General features: G+C 68.2%; 20 protein-coding genes. 3 read left to right on the top strand and 17 right to left on the bottom strand.

What is annotated here, in order from left to right; translation table 11 throughout:
* Window positions 1-40: 40 nt before the first annotated feature.
* The 14 genes from mhpT to HWX55_RS02530 all read right to left on the bottom strand — a co-directional run bounded on the left by mhpT (window position 41) and on the right by HWX55_RS02530 (window position 17,039).
* The gene (gene mhpT, locus HWX55_RS02595; protein ID WP_175973732.1) at window positions 41-1,246 is read right to left on the bottom strand and encodes a 3-(3-hydroxy-phenyl)propionate transporter MhpT; all 1,206 of its coding nucleotides are present in this window, start codon (window positions 1,244-1,246) and stop codon (window positions 41-43) included.
* 215 nt (window positions 1,247-1,461) lie between these two features.
* On the bottom strand, window positions 1,462-3,354 hold the full coding sequence (locus tag HWX55_RS02590; RefSeq protein WP_175973730.1) for a feruloyl-CoA synthase: 1,893 nt from the start codon (window positions 3,352-3,354) through the stop codon (window positions 1,462-1,464).
* Window positions 3,355-3,365: 11 nt separating this feature from the next.
* On the bottom strand, window positions 3,366-4,814 hold the full coding sequence (locus tag HWX55_RS02585; RefSeq protein WP_175973728.1) for an aldehyde dehydrogenase: 1,449 nt from the start codon (window positions 4,812-4,814) through the stop codon (window positions 3,366-3,368).
* A 72-nt stretch (window positions 4,815-4,886) separates the two neighbouring features.
* Window positions 4,887-5,717: a p-hydroxycinnamoyl CoA hydratase/lyase gene (locus HWX55_RS02580; RefSeq protein ID WP_175973726.1), complete on the bottom strand. Its 831-nt coding sequence runs from the start codon at window positions 5,715-5,717 to the stop codon at window positions 4,887-4,889.
* Between the two features lie 238 nt (window positions 5,718-5,955).
* Window positions 5,956-6,459: a MarR family winged helix-turn-helix transcriptional regulator gene (locus HWX55_RS02575; protein ID WP_175973724.1), complete on the bottom strand. Its 504-nt coding sequence runs from the start codon at window positions 6,457-6,459 to the stop codon at window positions 5,956-5,958.
* Between the two features lie 275 nt (window positions 6,460-6,734).
* On the bottom strand, window positions 6,735-6,968 hold the full coding sequence (locus tag HWX55_RS02570) for a hypothetical protein (RefSeq protein ID WP_175973722.1): 234 nt from the start codon (window positions 6,966-6,968) through the stop codon (window positions 6,735-6,737).
* A gap of 263 nt (window positions 6,969-7,231) precedes the next feature.
* Window positions 7,232-8,134, bottom strand: a complete 903-nt coding sequence (locus HWX55_RS02565) for an SMP-30/gluconolactonase/LRE family protein (RefSeq protein WP_175973720.1) — start codon at window positions 8,132-8,134, stop codon at window positions 7,232-7,234.
* A gap of 55 nt (window positions 8,135-8,189) precedes the next feature.
* Entirely contained in the window at window positions 8,190-9,209 is a 1,020-nt protein-coding gene (gene araH / locus HWX55_RS02560; RefSeq protein ID WP_175973718.1) for an L-arabinose ABC transporter permease AraH, read from the bottom strand.
* Between the two features lie 31 nt (window positions 9,210-9,240).
* Entirely contained in the window at window positions 9,241-10,788 is a 1,548-nt protein-coding gene (araG, locus tag HWX55_RS02555) for an L-arabinose ABC transporter ATP-binding protein AraG (protein WP_175973716.1), read from the bottom strand.
* 21 nt (window positions 10,789-10,809) lie between these two features.
* The gene (locus HWX55_RS02550; RefSeq protein ID WP_175884365.1) at window positions 10,810-11,823 is read right to left on the bottom strand and encodes an arabinose ABC transporter substrate-binding protein; all 1,014 of its coding nucleotides are present in this window, start codon (window positions 11,821-11,823) and stop codon (window positions 10,810-10,812) included.
* Between the two features lie 89 nt (window positions 11,824-11,912).
* On the bottom strand, window positions 11,913-12,842 hold the full coding sequence (locus HWX55_RS02545) for a Gfo/Idh/MocA family oxidoreductase (RefSeq protein ID WP_175973714.1): 930 nt from the start codon (window positions 12,840-12,842) through the stop codon (window positions 11,913-11,915).
* A gap of 25 nt (window positions 12,843-12,867) precedes the next feature.
* On the bottom strand, window positions 12,868-13,797 hold the full coding sequence (locus tag HWX55_RS02540; protein ID WP_175973712.1) for a dihydrodipicolinate synthase family protein: 930 nt from the start codon (window positions 13,795-13,797) through the stop codon (window positions 12,868-12,870).
* A gap of 49 nt (window positions 13,798-13,846) precedes the next feature.
* On the bottom strand, window positions 13,847-15,205 hold the full coding sequence (locus HWX55_RS02535) for an MFS transporter (protein WP_175973710.1): 1,359 nt from the start codon (window positions 15,203-15,205) through the stop codon (window positions 13,847-13,849).
* Between the two features lie 82 nt (window positions 15,206-15,287).
* Window positions 15,288-17,039 (bottom strand): IlvD/Edd family dehydratase, encoded by a 1,752-nt coding sequence (locus HWX55_RS02530; protein ID WP_089470867.1) that lies wholly within the window; start codon window positions 17,037-17,039, stop codon window positions 15,288-15,290.
* A 114-nt stretch (window positions 17,040-17,153) separates the two neighbouring features.
* Here HWX55_RS02530 and HWX55_RS02525 point away from each other — a divergent pair, with 114 nt between their 5' ends.
* Window positions 17,154-18,104 (top strand): LysR substrate-binding domain-containing protein, encoded by a 951-nt coding sequence (locus HWX55_RS02525; RefSeq protein WP_050013434.1) that lies wholly within the window; start codon window positions 17,154-17,156, stop codon window positions 18,102-18,104.
* A gap of 18 nt (window positions 18,105-18,122) precedes the next feature.
* Here HWX55_RS02525 and HWX55_RS02520 read toward each other — a convergent pair whose 3' ends face one another.
* On the bottom strand, window positions 18,123-18,599 hold the full coding sequence (locus HWX55_RS02520; RefSeq protein WP_175973708.1) for an OsmC family protein: 477 nt from the start codon (window positions 18,597-18,599) through the stop codon (window positions 18,123-18,125).
* Between the two features lie 140 nt (window positions 18,600-18,739).
* Here HWX55_RS02520 and HWX55_RS02515 point away from each other — a divergent pair, with 140 nt between their 5' ends.
* Window positions 18,740-19,381, top strand: coding sequence for a GntR family transcriptional regulator (locus HWX55_RS02515; RefSeq protein ID WP_175973706.1), 642 nt, complete (start codon window positions 18,740-18,742; stop codon window positions 19,379-19,381).
* A gap of 43 nt (window positions 19,382-19,424) precedes the next feature.
* On the opposite strand, the gene HWX55_RS02510 is transcribed toward HWX55_RS02515, so the two are convergent.
* Entirely contained in the window at window positions 19,425-20,132 is a 708-nt protein-coding gene (locus HWX55_RS02510; protein ID WP_175973705.1) for a TetR/AcrR family transcriptional regulator, read from the bottom strand.
* 140 nt (window positions 20,133-20,272) lie between these two features.
* Window positions 20,273-21,328 carry a LacI family DNA-binding transcriptional regulator gene (locus tag HWX55_RS02505; RefSeq protein ID WP_175973703.1) on the bottom strand — a complete coding sequence of 352 codons (1,056 nt, stop codon included), beginning with the start codon at window positions 21,326-21,328 and terminating at the stop codon, window positions 20,273-20,275.
* 189 nt (window positions 21,329-21,517) lie between these two features.
* Between HWX55_RS02505 and ugpC the strand changes: the two genes are divergently transcribed.
* A complete protein-coding gene (gene ugpC / locus HWX55_RS02500) occupies window positions 21,518-22,675 on the top strand; it encodes a sn-glycerol-3-phosphate ABC transporter ATP-binding protein UgpC (RefSeq protein ID WP_175973701.1) in 1,158 nt (385 codons plus the stop codon).
* Window positions 22,676-22,680 lie beyond the last annotated feature (5 nt).

Here is a 22,680-nt window from a genome sequence, read left to right as displayed (position 1 = left end):
TTGCGCGCTCTGACGGCGCGCCTTGAAAAAAAACGAAACGTTAGTCGTCGGCTTGCGGGCGACGAATCAGCACGAATGCAGCGAAGGCCGCGACGAGCGTGACGGGAATGCTCGCGCCGATCACGACCGGCGCGCTGCGGCCCGCGGCCAGCAGCGTCGCGGCCGCGAGCGGCCCGACGACGGAACCGAGCCGGCCGACGGCCACCGCCGCGCCGACGCCGGTGCCGCGCATCGCGGTCGGGTAGTAGATCGCCGCGAGCGCATACAGCACCGACTGCCCGCCGACGACGAACATCCCCGCCGCGAACGCGGCCGCCGCGAGCGACGCGAAACCGGGCGCGGCCGCGAGCGCGGCGAGCGACAGCACGATCCCGACATACATGCCGCCGACCACGCGCGACGCGCGCATGCGGTCGAGCGCCGCGCCGATGCCGAGCGCGCCGAGCCCCGCGCCGACGTTGAACGCGATCTGCACGAGGCCGACATGTGCGCGATCGAGCCCGCGCGAAGCCATCAGCGACGGCAGCCAGTTCAGCAGGAAGTAGAGGACGATCAGCGTGCAGAAGTAGCTGACCCACAGCGCGACCGTCGACGTCGTGCGGCCGTCGCCGAACAGCGTCTTCCCGACGCTGGTACGCGCGGCCTGCGTGCCCGCGACGTCGAGATACGCGCGCGATTCCGGCAGGCACCACACGAGCAGCGGCACGAGCAGCAGCGGGCCCACGCCACCGACGTAGAAGATGTGCCGCCATTCGGTGTCGCCCGCGAGCAGCACGCCGATCACCGACGCGATCACGCCGCCGAACGGAATCCCGCAGTACATCGTCGCGACCGCGCTGCTGCGCGAGCGCGGCTCGACCGCTTCGGACGACAGCGCGATCAGGTTCGGCATCGCGCCGCCGAGGCCGATGCCGGTCAGCACGCGCACGACGACGAGCATCGCGAACGTCGATACCTGCGCGGTCGCGATCGACAGCAGCCCGAACAGCACGACCGATGCGATCAGCACGCGCTTGCGGCCGATCCGGTCGGCGAGCCGCCCGCCGAGCATCGCGCCCGGCAGCAGCCCGAAGGTGCCCGCGCTGAACGCGATGCCCATCTGCGACACGGACAGCCCGAATTCGCGCGCCATGCGCGGCGCGGCGACACCGACCGACTGCAGGTCGAGCCCTTCGAGGAGAGCGATCGCGAAACACAGCGCGAGCGTGGTCGCGACCGTGGATTTTTCGGCAACGTAAGTGTTCATGTCTCCATTCCCATGTCTTTGTAGTCGGTCGGCCCTGCAACGGCCGCCGCGCGCCGCCGCCGGCCAGTGGCGGTTCGGCGCGCGAGGTGTCGTATGAACGGCCGCCTTTATCAGGCAACCTGATTCACTGGCCGAAAAAATGCCTGCCGGTGTCGTGGCCGGCCGGTCGTTGTGCGTGCGTGCTGCTTACCGCTGCAACTGCCCGTGCGTGCTGCTTACGCGTAAATCACGTCGGGATCGCGTCGCGCCGGGTCGTATAGCGCGTCGATCGTCGCCGCGCGATGCTTCTGCACGGCCGCCTGGTTCAGCGAACCCTTGTCGGTCACTTCGCCGAGATCGAGCGACGGCGGCGTGTCGATCAGCCGGATCCGCGCAACGAACGTCGACCCGCCGCTCGCGTTGCGGTTCAGCGCGGCGAGCCACGCCGCGAACGCCGCGCGCACGGCCGGCGCGCGCAGCACGTCGGTCACGGGCGCATCGGCCGGGAGCCCCGCCAGCGCACGGCAGGCATCGACGCGCGGGAACACCAGCAAGCCGATGTCGTCGCGATTGATCCCGGTGACGACCACGTCCTGCACGTACGGCGCGCCGGTCGACACTGCATTCGCGCGCAACGGCCCGACGCTGACGAACGTGCCGCTGCTCAGCTTGAAGTCCTCGGTCAGCCGCCCGTCGAACAGCAGCCCGAGTTCCGGTCGCTGCGGATCGGCAAAGACGCCTGCGTCGCCGCTGCGGTAGTAGCCTTCTTCGTCGAACACGTCGCGCGGATCGACGTCAGCATGCCAGTAGCCGCGCATCACGTTCGGCCCCTTGAAGCGCAGTTCGTGCTTGCCGCCGCACGGCACGAGCTTCGCGTCGCAGCCGGGCGCGGGCAGCCCGATATAGCCGGCGCGCATCAGCGGCCCCGTCGTGAACAGGCACGACGGCGACGCCTCCGTCATCCCGAGGCCGGCCATGATCCGGATGCGCTCGCCGCAGTGCGCTTCGGTCACGCGGTCGAGCCGGTCCCACGCGGCTTGCGACAGCCCCGCGCCGCCGAAGAAATACAGCTTCACGCGCGAGAAGAACGTATCGCGCAGCTCGGCATCGCGTTCGAGCGCGGTAGTCAGCTCTTCCCAGCCCTTCGGCACGTTGAAGTAGATCGTCGGCGCGATCTCGCGCAGGTTTCGCACGGTTTCGTCGAAGCGACCGGGCATCGGGCGGCCGTCGTCGATATACAGCGTGCCGCCGTTGTACAGCGCGATGCCGAGGTTGTGACTGCCGCCGAACGTGTGATTCCACGGCAGCCAGTCCACCAGCACCGGCGGCTCGCGCGTGAGTTCCGGCATCGTCTGGCGCAGCATCTGCTGGTTGCTGCACAGCATCCGGTGCGTGGTCGGCACGGCCTTCGGCTGCTTCGTCGAACCGGACGTGAACAGGACCTTCGCGAGATGGTCGGGGCCGACCGCCGCGTGGATCGCGTCGATCGTGCGCGGAACGGTGGCGAGCAGGCGCGACAGCGGCACTGTGCGGCGCTCGACATCGGTTTGCGCATCGGCGTCGCGGGCCACGATCAGCGTCGCATCGGCCGGCAACGTCGCGTCGAGCGCACGCGCGAACGGCGCGCGGTCGGCAACGAACACCGCACCCGGCCGCAGCACGCCGAGCGTGTGACGCAGCTTGCCGTAGTCGGTCGACACCAGCGAATACGCGGGCGAGATCGGCGAATACGGCACGCCGGCCAGCATCGCCGCGAACATCATCTGCAGATGCTCGAGATCGTTGCCGGACAGCACCGCGAGCGGACGCTCGGCCGACAGCCCGAGATCGACGAGGCCCTGGCCGAGCACGCGCGCGCGTTCGAGCATCTGTGCATACGTGATCTCGATCCAGCGGCCATCGGCGCCGCGCCGCGCGGCCAGCACGCGGTCGGGATGCGCGTGCGCGCCGCGCACGAGGCAGTCGGTAAGGCGCGTCGGGTAATCGCCGAGCGGCTCGCGCGAGCGCAGGTACCACGTGCCGTCGTCGTCGCGGCGAATCTCGGCCGCGCCGACCGCGACGGCGGCCGCGCGATAGCGCACGGCGTCGGCGTGTTGGCCGACCTGAAGCGGCGCCTTCTCTGCATTCATCGTCGGCTCGCTCATATCGGGTAATGGCGCGGCGCGGTCTGCACGGTGATCCAGCGCAGCTCGGTGAATTCGGCGATCGACGCGCGGCTGCCGAAGCGGCCGTAGCCGCTCGCCTTCGTGCCGCCGAACGGCATCTGCGCTTCGTCGTGCACGGTCGGCCCGTTGACGTGGCAGATCCCCGATTCGATCCGGCGCGCGACCGCCATCGCACGTGCGATATCGCGGCTGAACACGCTCGCCGACAGCCCGAATTCGCTGTCGTTCGCAAGCGCCACCGCTTCGTCGTCGCTGTCCGCACGCAGGATCGCGACGACCGGTGCAAAGGACTCCTCGCGATAGAGCCGCATGTCGCGCGTGACGCCGTCGACGATCGCCGGCTGCATCGTCGCGCCTTCGACGCGACAGCCGAGCGGCAGTTGCGCGCCAAGCGCACGCGCATCCTCGACCAGCGACGCCGCGCGCGCGGCGGCCGACGCATCGACCATCGTGCCGAGCGGATGGCCGGCCAGCGGATCGCCCGCGACCAGCGGGCGCACCTTCGCGGCGAGCCGCTCGACGAGCGCGTCGGCGATCGGCCGTGCGGCGATCACACGCTCTGTCGACATGCAGATCTGCCCCTGGTTGAAGAACGCGCCGAACGCGATCGCGTCGACGGCCGCATCGAGATCGGCATCGTCGAGCACGAGCACCGGCGCCTTGCCGCCGAGTTCGAGCAGCACGGGCTTCAGGTGCGCGGCCGCGTGGCGCGCGATGATGCGCCCGACGTGCGTCGACCCGGTGAAGTTGATCCGCTTCACATGCGGATGCGCGATCATCCGCTCGACGAGCTCGGGCGCATCGGCCGCCGCGTGCGTGATCACGTTCACCACGCCCGCGCCGAGCCCTGCTTCGTCCAGCACCGCACCGATCAGCGCATGCACGCCCGGGCACGCCTCGGACGCCTTCAGCACGACCGTGTTGCCGCATGCGAGCGGCATCGCCAGCGCACGCGTGCCCAGGATCACCGGGGCGTTCCACGGCGCGATGCCGAGCACCACCCCGCACGGCACGCGCATCGCGAGCGCGAGGTTGCCCGGTACGTCGGACGGAATCACGTCGCCGGCGATCTGCGTCGTCATCGACGCGGCCTCGCGCAGCATGTTCGCGGCGAGCGTCGCGTTGAAGCCGAGCCAGCCGGGCGTCGCGCCGGTTTCGGCGACGCCGGTCGCGATGATTTCGTCGATGCGCGCGTCCATCAGGTCGGCCGCCTTCAGCAGCCGGCGGCGCCGCTCGGTCGGCGCGAGGGCCGCCCACGCGGGGAACGCGCGATGCGCGGCGTCGATCGCCGCGTCGGCGTCGGCCACGCCGGCCGCCGGCGCGCGCGATGCGAGCACGCCCGTCGCGGGGTTGAAGCGATCGAAGGTGCGGCCGTCGCGGGCGTTGCACCACTCGCCGCCGATCAGCATCCGTCTGTCGGTCATTGTCGTCTCCTGCCTTGCCTGTCTCTTGCGATTACGCCGGCGGGGAAGCCGGCGGCTGCGTCCGCGCTTGTCTCAGCGCTTGTATGCCTGCAGGCCCGGCTTGATCGTCTTGTCGTCGAGGAACTGCTTCAGCCCCTGCTCGCGGCCGCGCTCCGGGTCGCGCAGTTGCGCCTGGTCGAGCTTCGCATACAGGTAATCCTCGCACTGCTCCCACGTGAGTTCGCGCGAACGCTTGAAGCCGTGCTTCGCCGCGCGCAGCACGACCGGGTTCTTGTCCATCAGCCGCGCGGCGAGCGCGATCGTCGCGTCGCGCAGGTCGGCCAGCGGCACGCTGCTGTTCACGAGGCCCATCTCGGCCGCTTCCGCACCGGTGAACGTATCGCCGGTCATGATGTAGTGCAGCGCGCGGCGGTGCCCGACCGTATCGGCCATCGCCTTGCTGACGAGGTTGCCGGGCGGGATGCCCCAGTTGATCTCCGACAGCCCGAACACCGCGTCGTCCGCCGCAATCGCGAGGTCGCACGCGACGAGCGGCGAGAACCCGCCGCCGAAGCACCAGCCGTTCACCATCGCGATCGTCGGCTTGTTGTACATCCGCAGACGGCGCCACTGCCATTCCGACGCGTCGCGGCGCACCTTTTCCTGCAGCGCGTCGGAGCCGCCGTCGATCTCGCGGAAATATTCCTTCAGATCCATGCCGGCCGTCCACGCGGCGCCCGCGCCGGTCAGCACCAGCACCTTCGCCTCGTCGTCGAACTCGACCGCGTCGAGGACATCCAGCATCTCCCGGTTCAGCGTCGGGCTCATTGCGTTGCGCTTCTCGGGGCGATTCAACGTGACCCACGCGATGCCGGCCTCCACTTTCACTTCAACGGTCTGCCAGCGGTTGTCGTACTTGCTCATTGTCTGTTCCTGTCGTTCGTTTCCAGTGCGATTCGGTGCGCAGCATGCGTGCTGCGGACGACTTCATTTAATATCAGGCTACCTGATATTGCAAGCGGCACGAGCGCCGGTGTAAACCCGGAGCGGAACGCGGAGAAAGCGGCGGGAAATCAGGGAGCGGTGGGGCGACCGTCGATGGCGTGGACGAAACGAGCGCGGGTCTGGCGGCGGGTCCGCGTCGCGAAAATGCGGGAAGCCGTCAGCCGCGCAGGTTGCGCGAGAACAGTTCGAGCGCGCGCTGCACGTGCGCGGCGTCGTCGGCCGGGATGTCGCCGAGCATGCGCGCCTCGACCGGCCGCAGCGCGGCTTCGCATTCGCGCAGCATCGCCGCGCCTGCGGCGGTCAGCGTCAGCAGGATGATGCGGCCATGCGACGGGTCGGCTTCGCGCGTGACGAAACCGCGGGCGGCCATCACGCTCATCACCTCGTTCGCCGATTGCGGCGTGATCCACGAGCGCTCGGCCAACTGCGCGTTCGACGATGCACCGCGCGCCTCGAGCACCGACAGCGCCGTGTATTGCGCGAGCGTGATGCCGAGCGGCGCGAGCGCGTCGGTCATGTGGCGGCGCAGCAGCCGGTCGAGGCCGCCGATCACGTAGGTCAGGCGCTGTTGCACGCGCGGCTTCGGCTTGTCGGCCGGGGAGCGGGCAGCGTCCTTCGCGGCGGGTTTCGAACGGGCGGGCTTGGTCGGGGTGGAACTCATGGCGCGTGCTGGGTGGAATTGCGGGCCATCTTACCAGCAGGTGGGGGGGACGAACGCATAGTCGCGACATCACGCTCAGCGTCCCTCCATGTTCTCAGTTGCCTCGTATAAGTACGAAATTATCGGTCCGCACATCCATTAAATTACCAAAAACAATCGATTCTCATCTTGAAAATGGTTCGTCACTTCGTGACGGGGTAAAAGAACAGTGACTGCGATACTGAAACCAACAATGGTTAATACAGGAAGAAATATGCAGACCAGCCTCCCAAAAATCACTGGGCTAGCCATTCTTGTGTTTTTGCTGATTGGCTTTTCCATTCATATGACCAGACCCAATTATGGTCAATGTGATTTTTTTGAAAAATAACTGAATGGAGGGAAGAAAGAATTTGGAGGTGTGGAATATTACGCAAAGTTGTGCGGCGCGTATGTTCGGAATGGGCATGAAGTGAGGCTTCAGCTTTTTGACGGAACTGGGGAATTGCGCGCTCAACGCTATTTTTCATACTACGTAAATTCGGCGACCGAGCGAGAACTGGTAGATGGTGCCGGCGGAATCGTATATTACGATAGCTCGAGCAGCGATGTGATGCAGTTACTTGCGATTCCGCCTACCAAATGGGATTGGATTCGCGCCCGACTACCTTTATTTTAATTGTGGTGATCGTGTGCAAAACAAAAGCCCCCGACCTTCACAAGCCGGGGGCTTTCGTCATTCTGAGCAACTTCCGGTTGCCAGCCGATAGAACCTGCCGTCCACACCCGCTATTCATCCAGTACGAGTCCCCGCAAACCGCGCGGTCGGCAGCCCCACATGGCGCGTCTGCGCGACGAACACACCGCCCGCGTGCGCATCGCCCGCCAGCGCGTCGTCGCTCAGGTCAACACGCGCACTCGTCACATACAACCGGCCTTCGCCATCAATCGCAACGCAACTCGGCTGCGCGGTCGGCACTTCAACGCGATCTGTCTCGACTCCATCCGGCCCATAACGCACCACCCGCCGCCCACCCCACTGCGCATTCCACAGTCCGCCGTCACGATCGACGATCGAGCCGTCCGGGTCGCCATCGGCATCGGTTAGCCGCGCGAATGGCCGCACGTTCGCGACGTCACCACCTGAGCGGTAATCGCACACAAAAATCTCGCGCACCAGCGAATCGCAGAAATACATCTTCGACCCATCCGGCGAGAACCCGATGCTGTTCGCGATCGCGGCCGGCGGCAACGCAAGCCGTTGGAGCGTGAGATCCGGATTGAGCCGATAGAACCCGCCGACCGCGCGCGGCGGCTCACCGCCTTCGTCCTTCATCCCGAACACGAACGCGCCGGCCCCATCGCAGCGCCCGTCGTTCAGCCGCGTCGGCAGCTCGGGCTCGACGTCGACGATCCGCGTGAACGCGCCGCTGCGCAGGTCGAAGAACGCGAGATGCGTCGCGAGCCCCACGAGCAGCACGTCCGGGTCGTCGGTCAGCGCGAAGCACGCGAGCCGTTCCGGCATCGCCCACTGCGTGAGATCGGAACCGTCCGCGCGGCAGCGCCACAGCTGCGCGCCTTCGATGTCCACCCAGTACAGCGCGTGCGTCCTGTCGCACCACGTCGCGCCTTCGCCGAGCGTGTTGCGGCTGTCGGCCAGCAGCGTCGCCGCCGTGCCCGGATGAGTCTGTTGCATGCCGTCTCCAATATCTGATCTGTCGCGTTCGCGGGCGGCCGCGCAATCACCGAAATCAGATCTTCATCGCGCGCCGCTGGTTGCGACGATACTGGTCGAACAGCACCGCGAGCAACAGAATTCCGCCGCGTATCAGATATTGGTAAAAGGTCGGCACGTTCAGCAGGCTCATCGCGTCCTGCACGGAGCCCATGATCAGCACGCCGACCAGCACGCCGGAGATCGTCGCGACGCCGCCCGTCAGCGACACGCCGCCGAGCACACACGCGGAAATCACGCCGAGCTCGAGGCCGACCGACGTCTTCGGGTCGCCGAGGCTCATCCGCGACGCGAGCATCACGCCGGCAAACCCCGTCACGAGCCCCTGCAGCACGAACACGGCGATCTTGATGCGCATCACCGGCAGCCCCGCGAGCAGCGCGGCCTCGCCGTTGCCGCCGACGGCCAGCACGTTCTTGCCGAACACCGTCTTGCGCAGCAAAAAGCCGAACACGACGAAGCCGATGATATTGCTCCAGATCGGAAACGAGATGCCGAGGAACGACCCGCCGCCGAGATCGAAGAAGCGCTCTTCCGAGATCATCACCGCGTCGCCGTTCGACGTGATGAATGCGAGCCCGCGCACGACTTCCATCATCGCAAGCGTGACGATCAGCGAGTTGATCCGGTAGCGCGCGATCAGCACGCCGTTCACGAGCCCCACCGCGCCGCCGGCGAGCACGCCGGCCGCGACACCGAGCACGATGCTGTGCGTCGCGGTGATCAGCGTCGACGCGACCACACCCGAGAACGCGACGATCGACGCGACCGACAGGTCGACTTCGCCGAGCGCCAGCACGAACATCATCGTCACCGAGATCGAACCGATCAGCGTGACCGACAGCAGCAGGCCCTGGATGTTGCGCGGCGTGAGAAAGTCCGGCACGGTCAGCGACAGCGTCGCGAACAGCACGAGGAACACCATCACGATGCCGGAGCGGTTGATCAGCTGCCACACGCCGCCGCGCGCGCGCGCGGGCACGGCGGGGGTATCCGGGGAGGGGGAAGTACGTTGGGGTTGCATTGCCTGGCTCATAACGTTTGCTTTCCAGTTTGACTGCGGGCCGCTAGCGCGGCAGCGCGAGCTTGATCAGCGCATCGGGCGTCGCCTGCGCCTTCGCGACCTCGCCCGCGATCCGTCCTTCCTTCATCACGACGATGCGGTCCGACACGCCGATCACCTCGGCCAGATCGCTCGACACGAGGATCACCGTGCGGCCCGCTTCCGCGAGTTCGTAGAACAGGTTGTAGATTTCCGCGCGCGCGCCGACGTCGATGCCGCGCGTCGGCTCGTCCATCAGGAACACGTCGATGCGCTCGGCCAGCCAGCGCGCGAGCACGACCTTCTGCTGGTTGCCGCCCGACAGCGCGCCGATCGGCGTTTCGCCGTCGCGGGTCTTGATCGCGAGGCGCTCGATGTATTTCTGCGCGAGCTCGCGTTCGCGCCGCCCGTCGAGCAGCACGCGCGCCGGGCTGAAATGACGGCGCGCGCTGATGTTCAGGTTGTCGGCCACCGACGCGATCGCGACAATGCCTTCCTGCTTGCGGTCTTCCGGGCACAGCGCGATGCCGGCGCGCACCGCGTCGCGCGGGCTGCCGAACGCGACGCGCTTGCCGTTCAGCTCGACGTGCCCGGCGCTCGGGCGCACCGCGCCGTACAGCAGCTTCATCAGCTCGGAACGGCCCGCGCCGACGAGCCCGAAGAAGCCGACGATCTCGCCGCGCCGCGCGGTGAACGACACGGGCTCGGCGAGCCCCGGCCCCGCCAGCCCTTTCGCTTCGATCAGCACGTCGCCGGCCGGGCGCGGCCGATAGCCGTACACGTCCTCGATCGAACGGCCGACCATGCAGCCGATCAGCCGGTCGCGGTCGAGATCGGCGACGGAATCGAACGTATCGATGCGGCGGCCGTCGCGAAACACCGTCACGCGGTCGCACAGTTCGTACACTTCCTCCATCCGGTGCGTGACGTAGATGATCGCGCGGCCTTCCGCGCGCAGCGCGCGGATGATCCGGAACAGTTGCGTGGTTTCGCGCGCGGACAGCGAGCTCGTCGGTTCGTCGAACGCGATCACGCGCGCGTCGCGCATCAGCGCCTTGCCGATCTCGATCATCTGGCGCTGGCCGATCGACAGATACTTCACCGGGATGCCCGGATCGATGTGCTCGCCCAGCCGCTCCAGCGCATCGAGCGCGCGCGCGGCGAGCGCACGTTCGTCGACCACGCCGAGCCGGCTCGGCAATTGCCCGAGCATCAGGTTTTCCGCGACCGTCAGCTCAGGCACCAGATGCAGCTCCTGGTAGATGATCGCGATGCCGGCCTCGAGTGCCGCGCGCGTCGACGCGAAGCGCTGCTCCGTGCCGTTCAGCGTCAGCGTGCCGGCCTGCGGGTGGTTCACGCCGGACAGCACCTTCAGCAGCGTCGATTTCCCCGCGCCGTTCTCGCCCATCAGCCCGTGCACTTCGCCCGCGCGCACCGACAGCGACACCGCGTCGAGCGCACGCACGCCCGGAAACGTCACGGTGATGCCGTCAAGCGCGAGCAGCGGGCCGTCCGGCGGCGTACCCGCTTCGGCGTCGTGGCCGCGCACGGCCGTCATCGTCTGCATCGTCATCGCGTTCTCGCCTCGCCCCGCTCAGATACCGAGTTCGGCACGCACGGCCTGCCAGTTCGCGCGGGTCATCAGCTTGCCGCTCGTCTGCGTGTCGGCCGGCGGCGTCTTGCCGTTACGGATCCAGTCGACGAGGTTCTGCGTGCTGTCCTTGCCGTGGTTCGTCGAGCTGACCGCGATCGTCCCGTAGAAGCCGGTCGGCTCCTTCTTCTGGAATTCGGCAAACGCCTCGCCCGCGCCGTTGATGCCGACGCCGATCACGTCGGCCGCCGGGATATGCAGCTGTTCCGTCGCGCGCACCGCGCCGAGCACGGTTTCCTCGTTCAGCGCGTAGACCACCCATTTCTTCACGTTCGGATGGCGGGCGAGCACCGGCGCCGCCGCGCTGAAGCCGCCTTCGTCGTCGGTCGTCTTCTGCGGCGCGTCGAAGATGTTCTCCTTGCGGAAGCCGTTCGCGAGCAGCGCCTGCGTCGCGCCGTCGGTGCGCAGCTTCGCGGTCGGCAGCTCGTAGTTCGTGATGCGCAGCGCGCCGACTTCCTCGGGCTTCCAGCCGCGCCGCTTCATCTCGTCGGAGATCGCCTGACCGACCTGGTTGCCGATCTTGGTCGCCGACATCCCGAGGTGCGGCACGTTCGGCAGCGGCTTGCCGCTCGAATCGACGAGCTGGTCGTCGACGGTCACGAACTTCATGTTGTAGCGCTTCGCGCGCGACGCGATCGCCGGCCCGAGGCGCACGTCCGGCGCGCAAATCACGAAGCCCTGCGCGCCTTGCGAGCCGAGGTTGTCGATCGCGGCCAGCACCTTCTCGCCGTCGGGCGTGCCGATCTTCACGACCGAGAAGTTCTCCTTCTGGCCGAGCGCGGACGCCGCGTTCTGCTCGTTGATGAACCACGCCTGCTCCGGCATCTTCACGAGGAAGCCGATCTTCAGCGGTGCATCGGCATGCGCGGCGCCCGTCATCCCGAGCGGCGCGATGCAAAGCGCGGCCAGCAGCGCGCGCAGGGTGTGTCGACGGATCGTGTGAGTCGTGCGGTTCATGGTGTCTCCTTGGTATCGGCTGATGCCGTGATGCGTGTCGAAATATCAATCAATCGTCGCGTGCGCTTCATGCCGACGCGCACGCAGGTTCAGCGGCCGAACGCGTCGGTCTGCACGCGCCGGCCGAACAGGAAGGCATCGGCGACGAGCCGCAGCGGCCGCACGTCGACGTCGCTTTCGCCACGCGCGATCAACGCGTGGAAGTGCGCATACAGCGCCGGGTACTCGCGTTCCGGCCCGATCTCGACCGGCTCGCCCGCGATCGACAATTGCGCGCCGCCGCGGCTGATCGCGAGCACGCCGTCGGCCGTGTCGACCGCGATCTCCCATTGCTCGACCGGGCCGTGGCGCCAGTCGAATTCCGCGCGCACCGGCACGCCGTCGGTATCCGCGCAATCGAGTTCGGCCGCGATCGGCATCTGTGCGTCGCTCGGTACGATCAGCGTCGCCTCGCGCAACACGAGCTCGCGCGGCAGGATTCGCGTGACGATCGACAGCGCGTTGATGCCCGGATCGAATACGCCGAGGCCGCCCGGCTCCCAGATCCACTGCTGACCCGGATGCCAGCGCCGCACGTCTTCCTTCCAGCGCACCTGCACCGCGCGGATCGTGCGTGTGGCGAGCCACGCGCGCGCCGGTTCCACCGCGCTCGCGCAGCGCGAATGCCAGGTCGCGAACAGCGTGAGGCTGCGCTCGCGCGCCAGCGCGTCCAGCGCGGCCACTTCGCCGAGCGTCGCGCCCGGCGGCTTCTCGAGCATCACATGCTTGCCGGCTTCGAGCGCCGCGCGCGCCTGCGCGTAGCGCACCTGCGGCGGCGCGCACAGCGATACCGCGTCGAGCTCGGGCTCGGCGGCCAGCAGCGCGTTCAGATCCGGATAATTGCGCACGCCGTCGACTTCCGCGTGACGGCTCGCGCAGGCAGTCAGCGCGAAGCCCGGTTCGGCGGCGATCGCCGGCAAATGCTGGTCGCGGGCGATCTTGCCGATCCCGACGACACCCAGCGAAATTGGATGGCTCATCGTGCGTCTCTCCTTCGCGAATCGCTCAGCGCGCCCAGCGCAGCACGAGCGGATCGAGCCGGCGCGCGATCGCGAGCAATTCCGCGCGCGTGTCCGGGTGCAGTTCCGGCATCGGATGCCGCGGCCGCTCGCATGCGATCACGCCGCCCGCGCGCATCAGCGCCTTCGCGGTGAGGATCCCGGACTGGCGGTTCTCGTGATTGATCAGCGGCAGCCACGTCTGGTAATGCGCGAACGCATCGTCGTGGCGCCCGTCGCGCCATGCTTCGAGGATTGGCCGGATGCCGTCCGGGAAGCCGCCGCCCGTCATCGCGCCGGTCGCGCCCGCATGGAGGTCGGCGAGCAGCGTGATCGCCTCCTCGCCGTCCCACGGCCCCTCGATCGCGTCGCCGCCGAGCCGGATCAGCTCGCGCAGCTTGTTCGCCGCACCCGGCGTCTCGATCTTGAAGTACGCGACCTGCTCGATCTCGCGGGCCATCCGCGCAAGGAACGGCGCGGACAACGCAGTGCCGCTCGCCGGCGCGTCCTGGATCATGATCGGGATGTCGATCGCATCCGACACGCGCGCGAAGAAATCGAAGATCTGCGCTTCCGGCACGCGGAACGTCGCGCCGTGATACGGTGGCATCGCCATCACCATCGCCGCGCCGAGCTGCTGCGCGCGCAGGCTGCGCGCCGCGCAGACCTGCGTGCTGTAGTGCGACGTCGTGACGATCACCGGCACGCGGCCGGCGACGTGTTCGAGGATCGTGCGCGTGAGCACGTCGCGTTCGTCGTCGGTGATCGCGAACTGCTCGGAGAAGTTCGCGAGGATGCACAGCCCGTCCGAGCCGGCGTCGATCATGAAGTCGACCGCGCGCTTCTGGCTCGCGAGGTCGAGCTCGCCGGTGTCGGAAAACGTCGTCGGGACGACGGGGAAGATGCCGCGATAGCGCGGTGTGCTGCTCGATGTCATGGTGGGTCCTGCGTCAGTCGAATCGGCGTTCAGCCGGAAAACAAGGCGTTCAGGATTCGCGTGCGAATGCGCCCGCGGCCGGCTCGGGCGCGCGCAGCGCGGCCCGGACCACGAACGTCATCAGCACCGCGAATAGCAGCGTCGCCGCGAGAAAGTACAGGCCGGCCGCGAGGCTGCCGGTGGATGCCTTGATCAGGCCGATCCCGTACGGCCCGACGTAGCCGCCGAGATTCGCGAGCGAATTGATCGCGGCGATGCCGACCGCGGCGCTCGTGCCGGCCAGGAATTCGCCGGGCAGCGCCCATACGACGGCCTGGATCGAATAGAGCGAGAACGCGGTGAGGCAGATGAACAGGAATTGCAGCGCCGGCTGCCGCACCCACGCGCTCGCGGCCATCGTCACGGCGGCGGCCGCCGACACGACGACGATGTGCCAGTAGCGCTCGCGCTTGCGATCCGAATGGCGCGGCACGACGAGCAGGCCGACCACCGCGAACAGGTAGGGCACCGCGGACAGCAGGCCGGTCGTCGCATCGCCGGCGCCGAACGCGTGGATGATCGTCGGTAGCCACAGCGACAGCCCGTAGATGCACAGCGGGAACGGCAGGAACAGCGCGGCGAGCAGCAGCACGCGGCGGTCGCGCAACGCGGCAAGCGGATTGCCGTGCGAATCGGGGCGATACGTGTCGCGGTCGGCAGCGAGCTGCCGCGCGATCCAGCGGCGTTCGTCGTCGTTCAGCCAGCGCGCATGCGCGGGCGATTCGGGCAACAGCCGCAGCGTCGGCCATGCGAGCAGCACGGCCGGCAAGCCGCTGACGACGAACAGCGTCTGCCAGTCCGACAGGCCGAACCACCCGTGCGTCGACAGCAGCCATCCGGCGAGCGGCCCGGTGACGATACCGGCGAGCGGCTGCGCGAGCACGAGCAGGCCGATCACGCGGGCGCGATCGCGCATCGGGAACCATTGCGTGAGGAAATACAGGATGCCGGGATAGAGGCCGGCTTCGGCCGCGCCGAGCAGGAAGCGCAGCACGTAGAAGCTGGTCGGCCCTTGCACGAGCGCCATCGCCATCGTGATCGCGCCCCAGGTCGCGAGGATGCGCGCGAACCACACGCGTGCGCCGAAGCGGCCGAGCGCGAGGTTGCTCGGCACCTCGCACAGGAAGTAGCCGATGAAGAACAGTCCGGCGCCGAGCCCGTACGCGGCGTCGCCGAGGCCGATCGCGGCGTTCATGTGAAGCTTCGCGAAGCCGACGACGGTACGGTCGACGTACGCGACCACGTAGATCAGCGCGAGGAACGGCACCAGCTTGCGCGTGAGCAGGCGGGTCAGTTGCCGTTCGTCGACGGCTGCCGGCGAATCGGACTGTTCCGCCGCGGCCTGCGCGGGCGTGTACTGCGTCGTCATCTTGTCTCCTGTCGGCCCACGTTAGCGCTTCAGCGCTTACGCGGGCCGTATCTCTGCACAACCGGCGGTCACCGCCCGCCGCTCAATGCGAATGGCTCGGCACGTCCGCGCCGCGCATGCCGACCAGGAAGTCGAGATCGCACCCCTCGTCGGCTTGCAACACGTGATCGATATACAGCCGCGCATAGCCGCCCTTGCCGAGCTGCCCGGCCACGCCCGGCGCCGCGGTCGGATCGACGTCCGACAGGCGGCGCTGCAGTTCCTCATCCGTAATATCGAGATGCAGCGTGCCGGCCTCGCAGTCGAGTTCGATCCAGTCGCCGTTGCGCACCGCGGCGAGCGGCCCGCCGGCCGCGGCTTCCGGCGCGACGTGCAGCACGACCGTGCCGTACGCGGTGCCGCTCATCCGCGCATCGGAAATCCGCACCATGTCCTTCACGCCCTGGCGCAGCAGCTTCGGCGGCAGCCCCATGTTGCCGACCTCGGCCATGCCCGGATACCCGCGCGGCCCGCAATTCTTCAGCACCATCACCGAGCTCGCATCGATATCGAGCGCTTCGTCGTTGATCGTCGCCTTGTAGTGGTCGAGGTTCTCGAACACCACCGCGCGGCCGCGATGCTTCAGCAATTCGGGGCTCGCCGCCGACGGTTTCAGCACCGCGCCGCGCGGCGCGAGGTTGCCGCGCAGGATGCAGATCCCGCCGTCCGCGATCAGCGGGCGGTCAAGCGGACGGATCACTTCATCGTCGTAGTTCGGCGCTTCGCGCACGTTGTCCCACAGCGACTTGCCGTTCACGGTCAGCGCATCCGGGTGCGGCAGCAGCCCGCCTTCGCCGAGCCGGCGCAGCACGGCCGGCAGGCCGCCCGCGTAATAGAACTCTTCCATCAGGAAGCGCCCCGACGGCATCAGGTCGACGATCGTCGGCGTGTCGCGGCCGATGCGCATCCAGTCTTCCAGTTCGAGCGGCACGCCGATGCGGCCGGCGATCGCCTTCAGGTGAATCACCGCATTGGTCGAGCCGCCGATCGCCGCGTTCGTGCGGATCGCGTTCTCGAACGCCGCGCGCGTCAGGATCTTCGACAGCACGAGCCCTTCGAGCGCCATCTCGACGATCCGGATGCCCGACATGTGCGCGAGCACGTAGCGGCGCGAATCGACGGCCGGAATCGCCGCGTTGTGCGGCAGCGCGACGCCGAGCGCCTCGGCCATGCACGCCATCGTCGACGCGGTGCCCATCGTGTTGCAGGTGCCGGCCGAGCGCGACATCCCGGCTTCGGCCGACAGGAAGTGATGCACGTCGATCTCGCCGGCCTTCAGCGCTTCGTGCAACTGCCACACGGCCGTGCCCGAACCGATGTTCTTGCCCTCGAGCTTGCCGTTCAGCATCGGGCCGCCCGACACGACGATCGCCGGCACGTCGCAGCTTGCCGCGCCCATCAGCAGCGCGGGCGTCGTCTTGTCGCAGCCGGCGAGCAGCACGACCGCGTCGATCGGGTTGCCGCGGATCGCTTCCTCGACGTCCATCGACGCAAGATTGCGCGTGAGCATCGCGGACGGCCGCAGGTTCGATTCACCGTTCGAGAACACCGGGAACTCGACCGGGAAGCCGCCCGCTTCCGAGATTCCGCGCTTCACGTGCTCGGCGAGCTTGCGAAAGTGCGCGTTGCACGGCGTCAGTTCGGACCACGTGTTGCAGATGCCGATGATCGGCCGGCCGTCGAATTCGTGATCGGGAATGCCCTGGTTCTTCATCCAGCTTCGGTACATGAAGCCGTTCTTGTCGTTCGTGCCGAACCATTGAGCGGAGCGCAGCCTGGGTTTTGTTGCCGACATCGTCAGTCCTGTGGTGACGGGATACCGGCGCAGTCTAGGCAGAATTTTGATAACTGGCTAATGACGATTTAGGCGATTACGATATCGATTCAGATATCGATATAAACCCGTACGATGACCGAAGCCAGCCCGTGGGGAAACCGCGCCCGCCTGAAGACGCGCCAGTTGCTGCTGCTCGTCGCGCTCGCCGACGAAGGCAGCATTCACCGCGCGGCGGCCGCGCTGAACATGACGCAGCCGGCCGCGTCGAAGCTGCTGCGCGAACTCGAGGAATCGATCGGCGCGGTGCTGTTCGAGCGCCTGCCGCGCGGGATGCGGCCGACGCTGTACGGCGACGCGCTGATCCGCCACGCGCGCGCGGCGCTCGGCAGCCTCGACCAGGCGCGCGAGGAGCTGGCCGCGCTGAAGGCCGGCCATCTCGGCCACGTCGCCGTGGGGGCGATCACGTCGCCGGGCCTGCGGCTCGTGCCGCCGGCCGTCGCCGCGGTAAAGGGCACGCACGCGGGCCTGCACGTGTCGGTCGAGATCGACACCAGCAACGTGCTGCTCGAACACCTCGCACAGGAAAAGATCGACATCGTGCTCGGCCGGCTGTCCGCCGAACACGATAAGCTGCGCCTGCGCTACGAACCGCTGACCGGCGAGTCGGTGGCCGCCGTCGTGCGGCCCGGCCACCCGCTGCTCGCGCAGGCGCCGCTGTCGCTCGCGGACGTGCAGCGTGCCGCGTGGGTCGTGCCGCCGGCCGGCAGCGTGCTGCGTCACCGCTTCGAGCTCGTGTTCCAGCGCGCGAGCCTCGCGCCGCCGGCGAACGTCGTCGAGACGGCCGCGCTGCTGTTCATCACGCAACTGATCGAGCAGAGCGACATGATCGCGGTGCTCGCCGAGGACGTCGCGCACTACTACGCGCGGCACGGCATCGTCACGGTGCTGCCGCTGGAGATGGATTGCCGGATGGACGATTTCGGGCTCATCACGCGCACCGACCGGCTGCATTCGCCGGCCGTCGCGGTGATGGTCGATGCGATTCGGGCCGCGGCACGGGAGGTTTACGGCGTCGCGCCGTGACTGCGCAGCCGCGGTTGCCTACTCCGCGGCAAACTCGATCACCGGTTCGCAGCGAATCGGGAAGTTGACCGAATTCGCGATGTAGCACTGCGCATGCGCATCGTGATGCAGATGCGCGGCCCGTTCGCGATCGTCGCCGGCCCGGATCGTCACCTGCGGCCGCAGCACGATCTCGGTGAAGCGGCCCGCTCCGGCGCCGTCGACCATCATGCCTTCCGCGTGGTCGACGTAGGCCAGTACGCGGATGCCGGCCTCCGCGCACAGATGCAGATACCAGAGCTTGTGGCATGCCGACGCCGACGCGAGCAGCAGGTCTTCGGGGTTCCAGCGCGCCGCGTCGCCGCGGAACGCCGGGTCCGACGAACCGGGGATATCCGGCTTCGAACCGGCGCGGATCACGTGATCGCGGCCGTACTCGCGATACCCCGACGTGCCGGTGCCGCGGTTGCCCGTCCACTCCACTGCGACGCGATAGTGATGTTCACCCGATGCCATCTCGCTCTCCATTGATGTCGGTTGTCTTGACCGGTCCGAACGGGCCGGACGCCGTTACGTGAAGCCCGCCGGTGATCGCCATTCTGGCACCGGATCGTCGTTTGGTATACCATTATTCCAAAATGACGGAACACGCAGGCATGGAAGCCAAACTCGACTCCACCGCGGACGCGGTCGCCGCGTCGCTGCGCGACATGATCATCAACGGCGAGCTGGCGGCCGGCGAGCGGCTCGTCGAGCGCGATCTGGCCGAGCGGTTCGGCATCAGCCGGATTCCGATGCGCGAGGCGATCCAGCGGCTCGAACGCGAAGGCTTGCTCGATATCTTCAGGAATCGCGGCGCGGTCGTGCGGATGCTGAGCGCGTCCGACGTGCAGGAAATCTACGATTTGCGCGTGCTGCTCGAAGGCGATGCGATCTACCGCGGCGTGAAGCGGCTCGACGACGAAACGCTCGCGCGCGCCGAACTCGTGCATCGGCTGCTCGGCGATGCAACGGCGCCGCGCCGGCAAGGCGAGCTGAACCGCGAATTCCACGCGTTGCTGTATGCGTGCTGCGGCAACGCGCGGCAGTTGAAGTCGATCGCGGAGCTGCGCAGCCAGGTCGAACGTTACGAGCGCCTGCAGGCCACGCTGCTCGCCGATACGCCGTCGTTCCAGGTCGAGCACGACGATATCCTCCAGGCGTGCCGCGAACGCAATGCACGCGCTGCCCGCGCGATGACCGTCGCGCATCTCGAATCGGCCCGACGCATCGTGCTGCGGCTCGTCGAAGGCGGCTGAGGCCGGCGCGACGATGCGCGCGGCCGACATCGTCAGCGGGATATCAGCGTGAAGCGCGGCGCTTGCCGGTTTTTGTGGGCGCCGGCGCAGGAGATTGCGCCATGTCCGTCATGTGCCGCAGCGCGATTTCGCGCCAGAGCGCGAACGCGGCCCGCGCCACGGCAGGGTCACTGCCCGTCACGACATCGATGGTCAACCCGCGGATCATCGATCCGGCCAGTAACTGCAATTGCGTGATCTTGAGCGCAATCGCACGATCGAAACCCGCGACGGCATCGTCCATCAATGCGCGAAACCCCTCGTCGAACGGCTTGAGGATATGTGCCACGGCCTCGTCGAGTTCCTTGTCGGCGCGCCGCGCCAACTGGATCTCCATGCTGGCGGCGAACAGCGGCGTGCCGATGAGCGCGCCCGCGACATCGAGCATCCGGTCGATCCGCTCGAGCGGCGTCGTCGCGCTGCGCGACGCGTGTTCGAACTGCGCGAAGCGATCGCCGGTGAGCCGCTCCTGCACCGCGGCCATCAATTCCGCCTTGGTCGGAAACTGGTGCTGCAGCGCGCCCATGCTGACGTCGGCTTCGCGCCGGATCGCGAGCGTCGTCGCGCCCGAATAGCCTTCCTTGTGCAGCAGCGATATCGCGGCGGCAATGACGCGTTCGCGCGTCGCGTGGCTGCGTTCCGCCTGCGTCTGCCGGCGTGCGCGCGCCGCGCCGGAAGCCGTTGCCGCACCTGTCTTGACGGTTTTCTTCATTCACGTATGGGATCGAGCGCCGAAGCGGGCGCGGGTCGGCCGTCGGGCGCAGCCGCCGGCGGTCTGGATCGCTGCCGGGGGCTGTCTACGGATGCGAATTCTACCAATGAACGTCGCCGCCACCTGGCCCGTTCGCGGCCTTACGTGCCGCGCGCGCGCCCGGCGCGGCGCGTTGCGCGGCCGGGTACCGGCCCGGTCGTCCCGCGCACCGTCAGCGTCGGCACCGACGCGACCCGCACGCGCGATGCGTCGTCACCCTGCCCGCCCGCCTCGCGCAGCGTATTGAGCAATTCGACCGCGATGCCGGCCGCCTCGGCGGTCGGGATCGCGACGGTCGTCAGCGTGGGCCGCGTGTCGCGGGCGAGATGGATGTCGGTGATGCCGACGATCGACAGATCGTCGGGCACGCGCCGGCCGCGATCGGCCGCCGCGTGCATCGCGCCGATCGCCGGCAGGTCGTTGGTCGCGACGAGCGCGGTCAGCTCGGGATGCGCATCGAGCAACTGCCCGGCCGCGCGCACGCCGCCCTCGATCGAATCGTGCCCGGCGCCGACGCGCGACGCGTCCAGCCCGGCTTCGCGCATCACGTCGACGCAGCCGTCGTAGCGCGCGGCCTGCACGCCGTTTGCCGACCCGCCGACGATCACGCCGATCTCGCGATGGCCGAGTTCGAGCAGATGCCGCGTCGCGATCCGCCCCGCCTCGCGAAAATCGATCGCCACGCACGGCAGCCCGTCGGGCGGCGCCTCGGGCCGCTCCCACAGGCACAGCACGACCGGCACGCCGCGCCGCGCGACGTCGAGCAGATCCGGCAGATGCAGGTTCGCGTTGGTCACGAGAATCCCTTCGGAGACCGTGCCGGCGATCTGGTCGAGATACGCTCGCCCCTGCAACGGATCTTCGTTCGTGTTGCAGACGATCAGGAACTGCCCGTTGCGGCGCACCGCCCGCTCGACCGCCAGCGCGAACTCCGGATAGAACGGGTTCGCGATGCTCGATACCATCAGCGCGACCGTCGGCGCGCGCCCTTCCGCCAGCGCCCGCGCGGCGAGATGCGGACGATAGCCGAGCGCGTCGACCGCTTCGAGCACCCGCGCCCGCGTCGCGTCGCCCACCCGGCCGCGGTCGCGCAGCACGTTCGACACCGTCGCGGCCGTCACGCCGGCGCGGCGCGCCACTTCATCCAGTGTTGCCATCGTTTGCCCACTATATGAGACGTCGATCCAGTATTTGCTTCGCTCACCGAAGCGGCGCACTATCGCCGCACACCTTGCCGCCCGCCAACGGGCGCGACTCGGCCGCGATCGCATCGCCCCTTTTTTTTGATCGCGATGATTAAGCGCTTAATCAAGTCGTACGGCGCATTAAAACATGGAGCGGAGACAATGGCGAGCATCTCGATGCGACGCGTGCAGAAAGCCTACGGCGAGCACGCGCCGGTCATTCGCGACGTCGATCTGGAGATCGGCGCGCACGAGTTCTGCGTGTTTCTCGGCCCGTCCGGGTGCGGGAAGTCGACGCTGCTGCGCATGATCGCCGGGCTCGAGGATCTCAGCGCGGGCGAGCTGTCGATCGACGGCCGCCGTGTCGACGACGTGCCGGCCGCCGAGCGCGGCGTCGCGATGGTGTTCCAGAGCTACGCGCTGTTTCCGCACATGACGGTGTACGAGAACATGGCGTTCGGGCTGAAGCTCGCGCGCGTGCCGAAGGCCGAGATCGACCGGAAGGTGCGCGACGCCGCGCGCATCCTGCAACTCGACACGCTGCTCGAGCGCAAGCCGAAGGCGCTGTCCGGCGGCCAGCGGCAGCGCGTCGCGATCGGCCGGGCGATCGTGCGCGAGCCCGGCGTGTTCCTGTTCGACGAACCGCTGTCGAACCTCGACGCGGCGTTGCGCGGCCAGACCCGCATCGAGATCGCGCGGCTGCATCGTCAGTTCGAACGCGCGAGCGTCGTCTACGTGACACACGACCAGACCGAGGCGATGACGCTCGCCGACAAGATCGTGCTGCTGCACGCCGGCGCGGATACCGCGCAGCACGGCAGCATCGCGCAGGTCGGCGCGCCGCTCGACCTCTACCACCATCCGGCCAGCCGCTTCGTCGCGGGCTTCATCGGCTCGCCGCGGATGAACTTCCTGCCGGCCGTCGTGACCGCGTGCGACGCGCGTCGCACGGCCGTCACGCTCGTGCCGTCCGGCGAAACCTTCGTGCTGCCGCGCGACGGCTCGGCGCTCTCCGCCGGCGCCGCCGTGACGCTCGGCATCCGCCCCGAACACCTGACGCTCGGCGCCGCGCCCGACGCGACGACGCTCGCGCGCGACGTCGCGCTCGTCGAACGCCTGGGCGAGCAGACCTACGTGCACCTCGATCCGGCCGGCCAGCCGAACGCGACGCCGCTGATCGCGAAAGTGCCCGGCGACGCGCAGGTGCGCACCGGCGAACGCGTGCACGTGCACGCGCCGGCCGCGGCCTGCCACCTGTTCACCGAAGACGGCCGCGCGGTGCCCGCGTGCGTCGACCTTCCCGTCCACCACTACGCATAAGGATC

Source organism: Burkholderia sp. BCC1047 (assembly GCF_902833155.1).
Classification (GTDB): Bacteria; Pseudomonadota; Gammaproteobacteria; order Burkholderiales; family Burkholderiaceae; genus Burkholderia; species Burkholderia sola.
The sequence above is the reverse complement of the archived record's forward strand: the minus strand, read 5'-3'. Positions and strand labels throughout refer to the sequence as shown.

What these genes read in the sequence shown, in the direction of transcription:
- mhpT (WP_175973732.1), bottom strand. Translation starts at nt 1,246, where the DNA reads ATGAACACTTACGTTGCCGAAAAATCCACGGTCGCGACCACGCTCGCG.
- HWX55_RS02590 (WP_175973730.1), bottom strand. Translation starts at nt 3,354, where the DNA reads ATGAATGCAGAGAAGGCGCCGCTTCAGGTCGGCCAACACGCCGACGCC.
- HWX55_RS02585 (WP_175973728.1), bottom strand. Translation starts at nt 4,814, where the DNA reads ATGACCGACAGACGGATGCTGATCGGCGGCGAGTGGTGCAACGCCCGC.
- HWX55_RS02580 (WP_175973726.1), bottom strand. Translation starts at nt 5,717, where the DNA reads ATGAGCAAGTACGACAACCGCTGGCAGACCGTTGAAGTGAAAGTGGAG.
- HWX55_RS02575 (WP_175973724.1), bottom strand. Translation starts at nt 6,459, where the DNA reads ATGAGTTCCACCCCGACCAAGCCCGCCCGTTCGAAACCCGCCGCGAAG.
- HWX55_RS02570 (WP_175973722.1), bottom strand. Translation starts at nt 6,968, where the DNA reads ATGAAAAATAGCGTTGAGCGCGCAATTCCCCAGTTCCGTCAAAAAGCT.
- HWX55_RS02565 (WP_175973720.1), bottom strand. Translation starts at nt 8,134, where the DNA reads ATGCAACAGACTCATCCGGGCACGGCGGCGACGCTGCTGGCCGACAGC.
- araH (WP_175973718.1), bottom strand. Translation starts at nt 9,209, where the DNA reads ATGAGCCAGGCAATGCAACCCCAACGTACTTCCCCCTCCCCGGATACC.
- araG (WP_175973716.1), bottom strand. Translation starts at nt 10,788, where the DNA reads ATGACGATGCAGACGATGACGGCCGTGCGCGGCCACGACGCCGAAGCG.
- HWX55_RS02550 (WP_175884365.1), bottom strand. Translation starts at nt 11,823, where the DNA reads ATGAACCGCACGACTCACACGATCCGTCGACACACCCTGCGCGCGCTG.
- HWX55_RS02545 (WP_175973714.1), bottom strand. Translation starts at nt 12,842, where the DNA reads ATGAGCCATCCAATTTCGCTGGGTGTCGTCGGGATCGGCAAGATCGCC.
- HWX55_RS02540 (WP_175973712.1), bottom strand. Translation starts at nt 13,797, where the DNA reads ATGACATCGAGCAGCACACCGCGCTATCGCGGCATCTTCCCCGTCGTC.
- HWX55_RS02535 (WP_175973710.1), bottom strand. Translation starts at nt 15,205, where the DNA reads ATGACGACGCAGTACACGCCCGCGCAGGCCGCGGCGGAACAGTCCGAT.
- HWX55_RS02530 (WP_089470867.1), bottom strand. Translation starts at nt 17,039, where the DNA reads ATGTCGGCAACAAAACCCAGGCTGCGCTCCGCTCAATGGTTCGGCACG.
- HWX55_RS02525 (WP_050013434.1), top strand. Translation starts at nt 17,154, where the DNA reads ATGACCGAAGCCAGCCCGTGGGGAAACCGCGCCCGCCTGAAGACGCGC.
- HWX55_RS02520 (WP_175973708.1), bottom strand. Translation starts at nt 18,599, where the DNA reads ATGGCATCGGGTGAACATCACTATCGCGTCGCAGTGGAGTGGACGGGC.
- HWX55_RS02515 (WP_175973706.1), top strand. Translation starts at nt 18,740, where the DNA reads ATGGAAGCCAAACTCGACTCCACCGCGGACGCGGTCGCCGCGTCGCTG.
- HWX55_RS02510 (WP_175973705.1), bottom strand. Translation starts at nt 20,132, where the DNA reads ATGAAGAAAACCGTCAAGACAGGTGCGGCAACGGCTTCCGGCGCGGCG.
- HWX55_RS02505 (WP_175973703.1), bottom strand. Translation starts at nt 21,328, where the DNA reads ATGGCAACACTGGATGAAGTGGCGCGCCGCGCCGGCGTGACGGCCGCG.
- ugpC (WP_175973701.1), top strand. Translation starts at nt 21,518, where the DNA reads ATGGCGAGCATCTCGATGCGACGCGTGCAGAAAGCCTACGGCGAGCAC.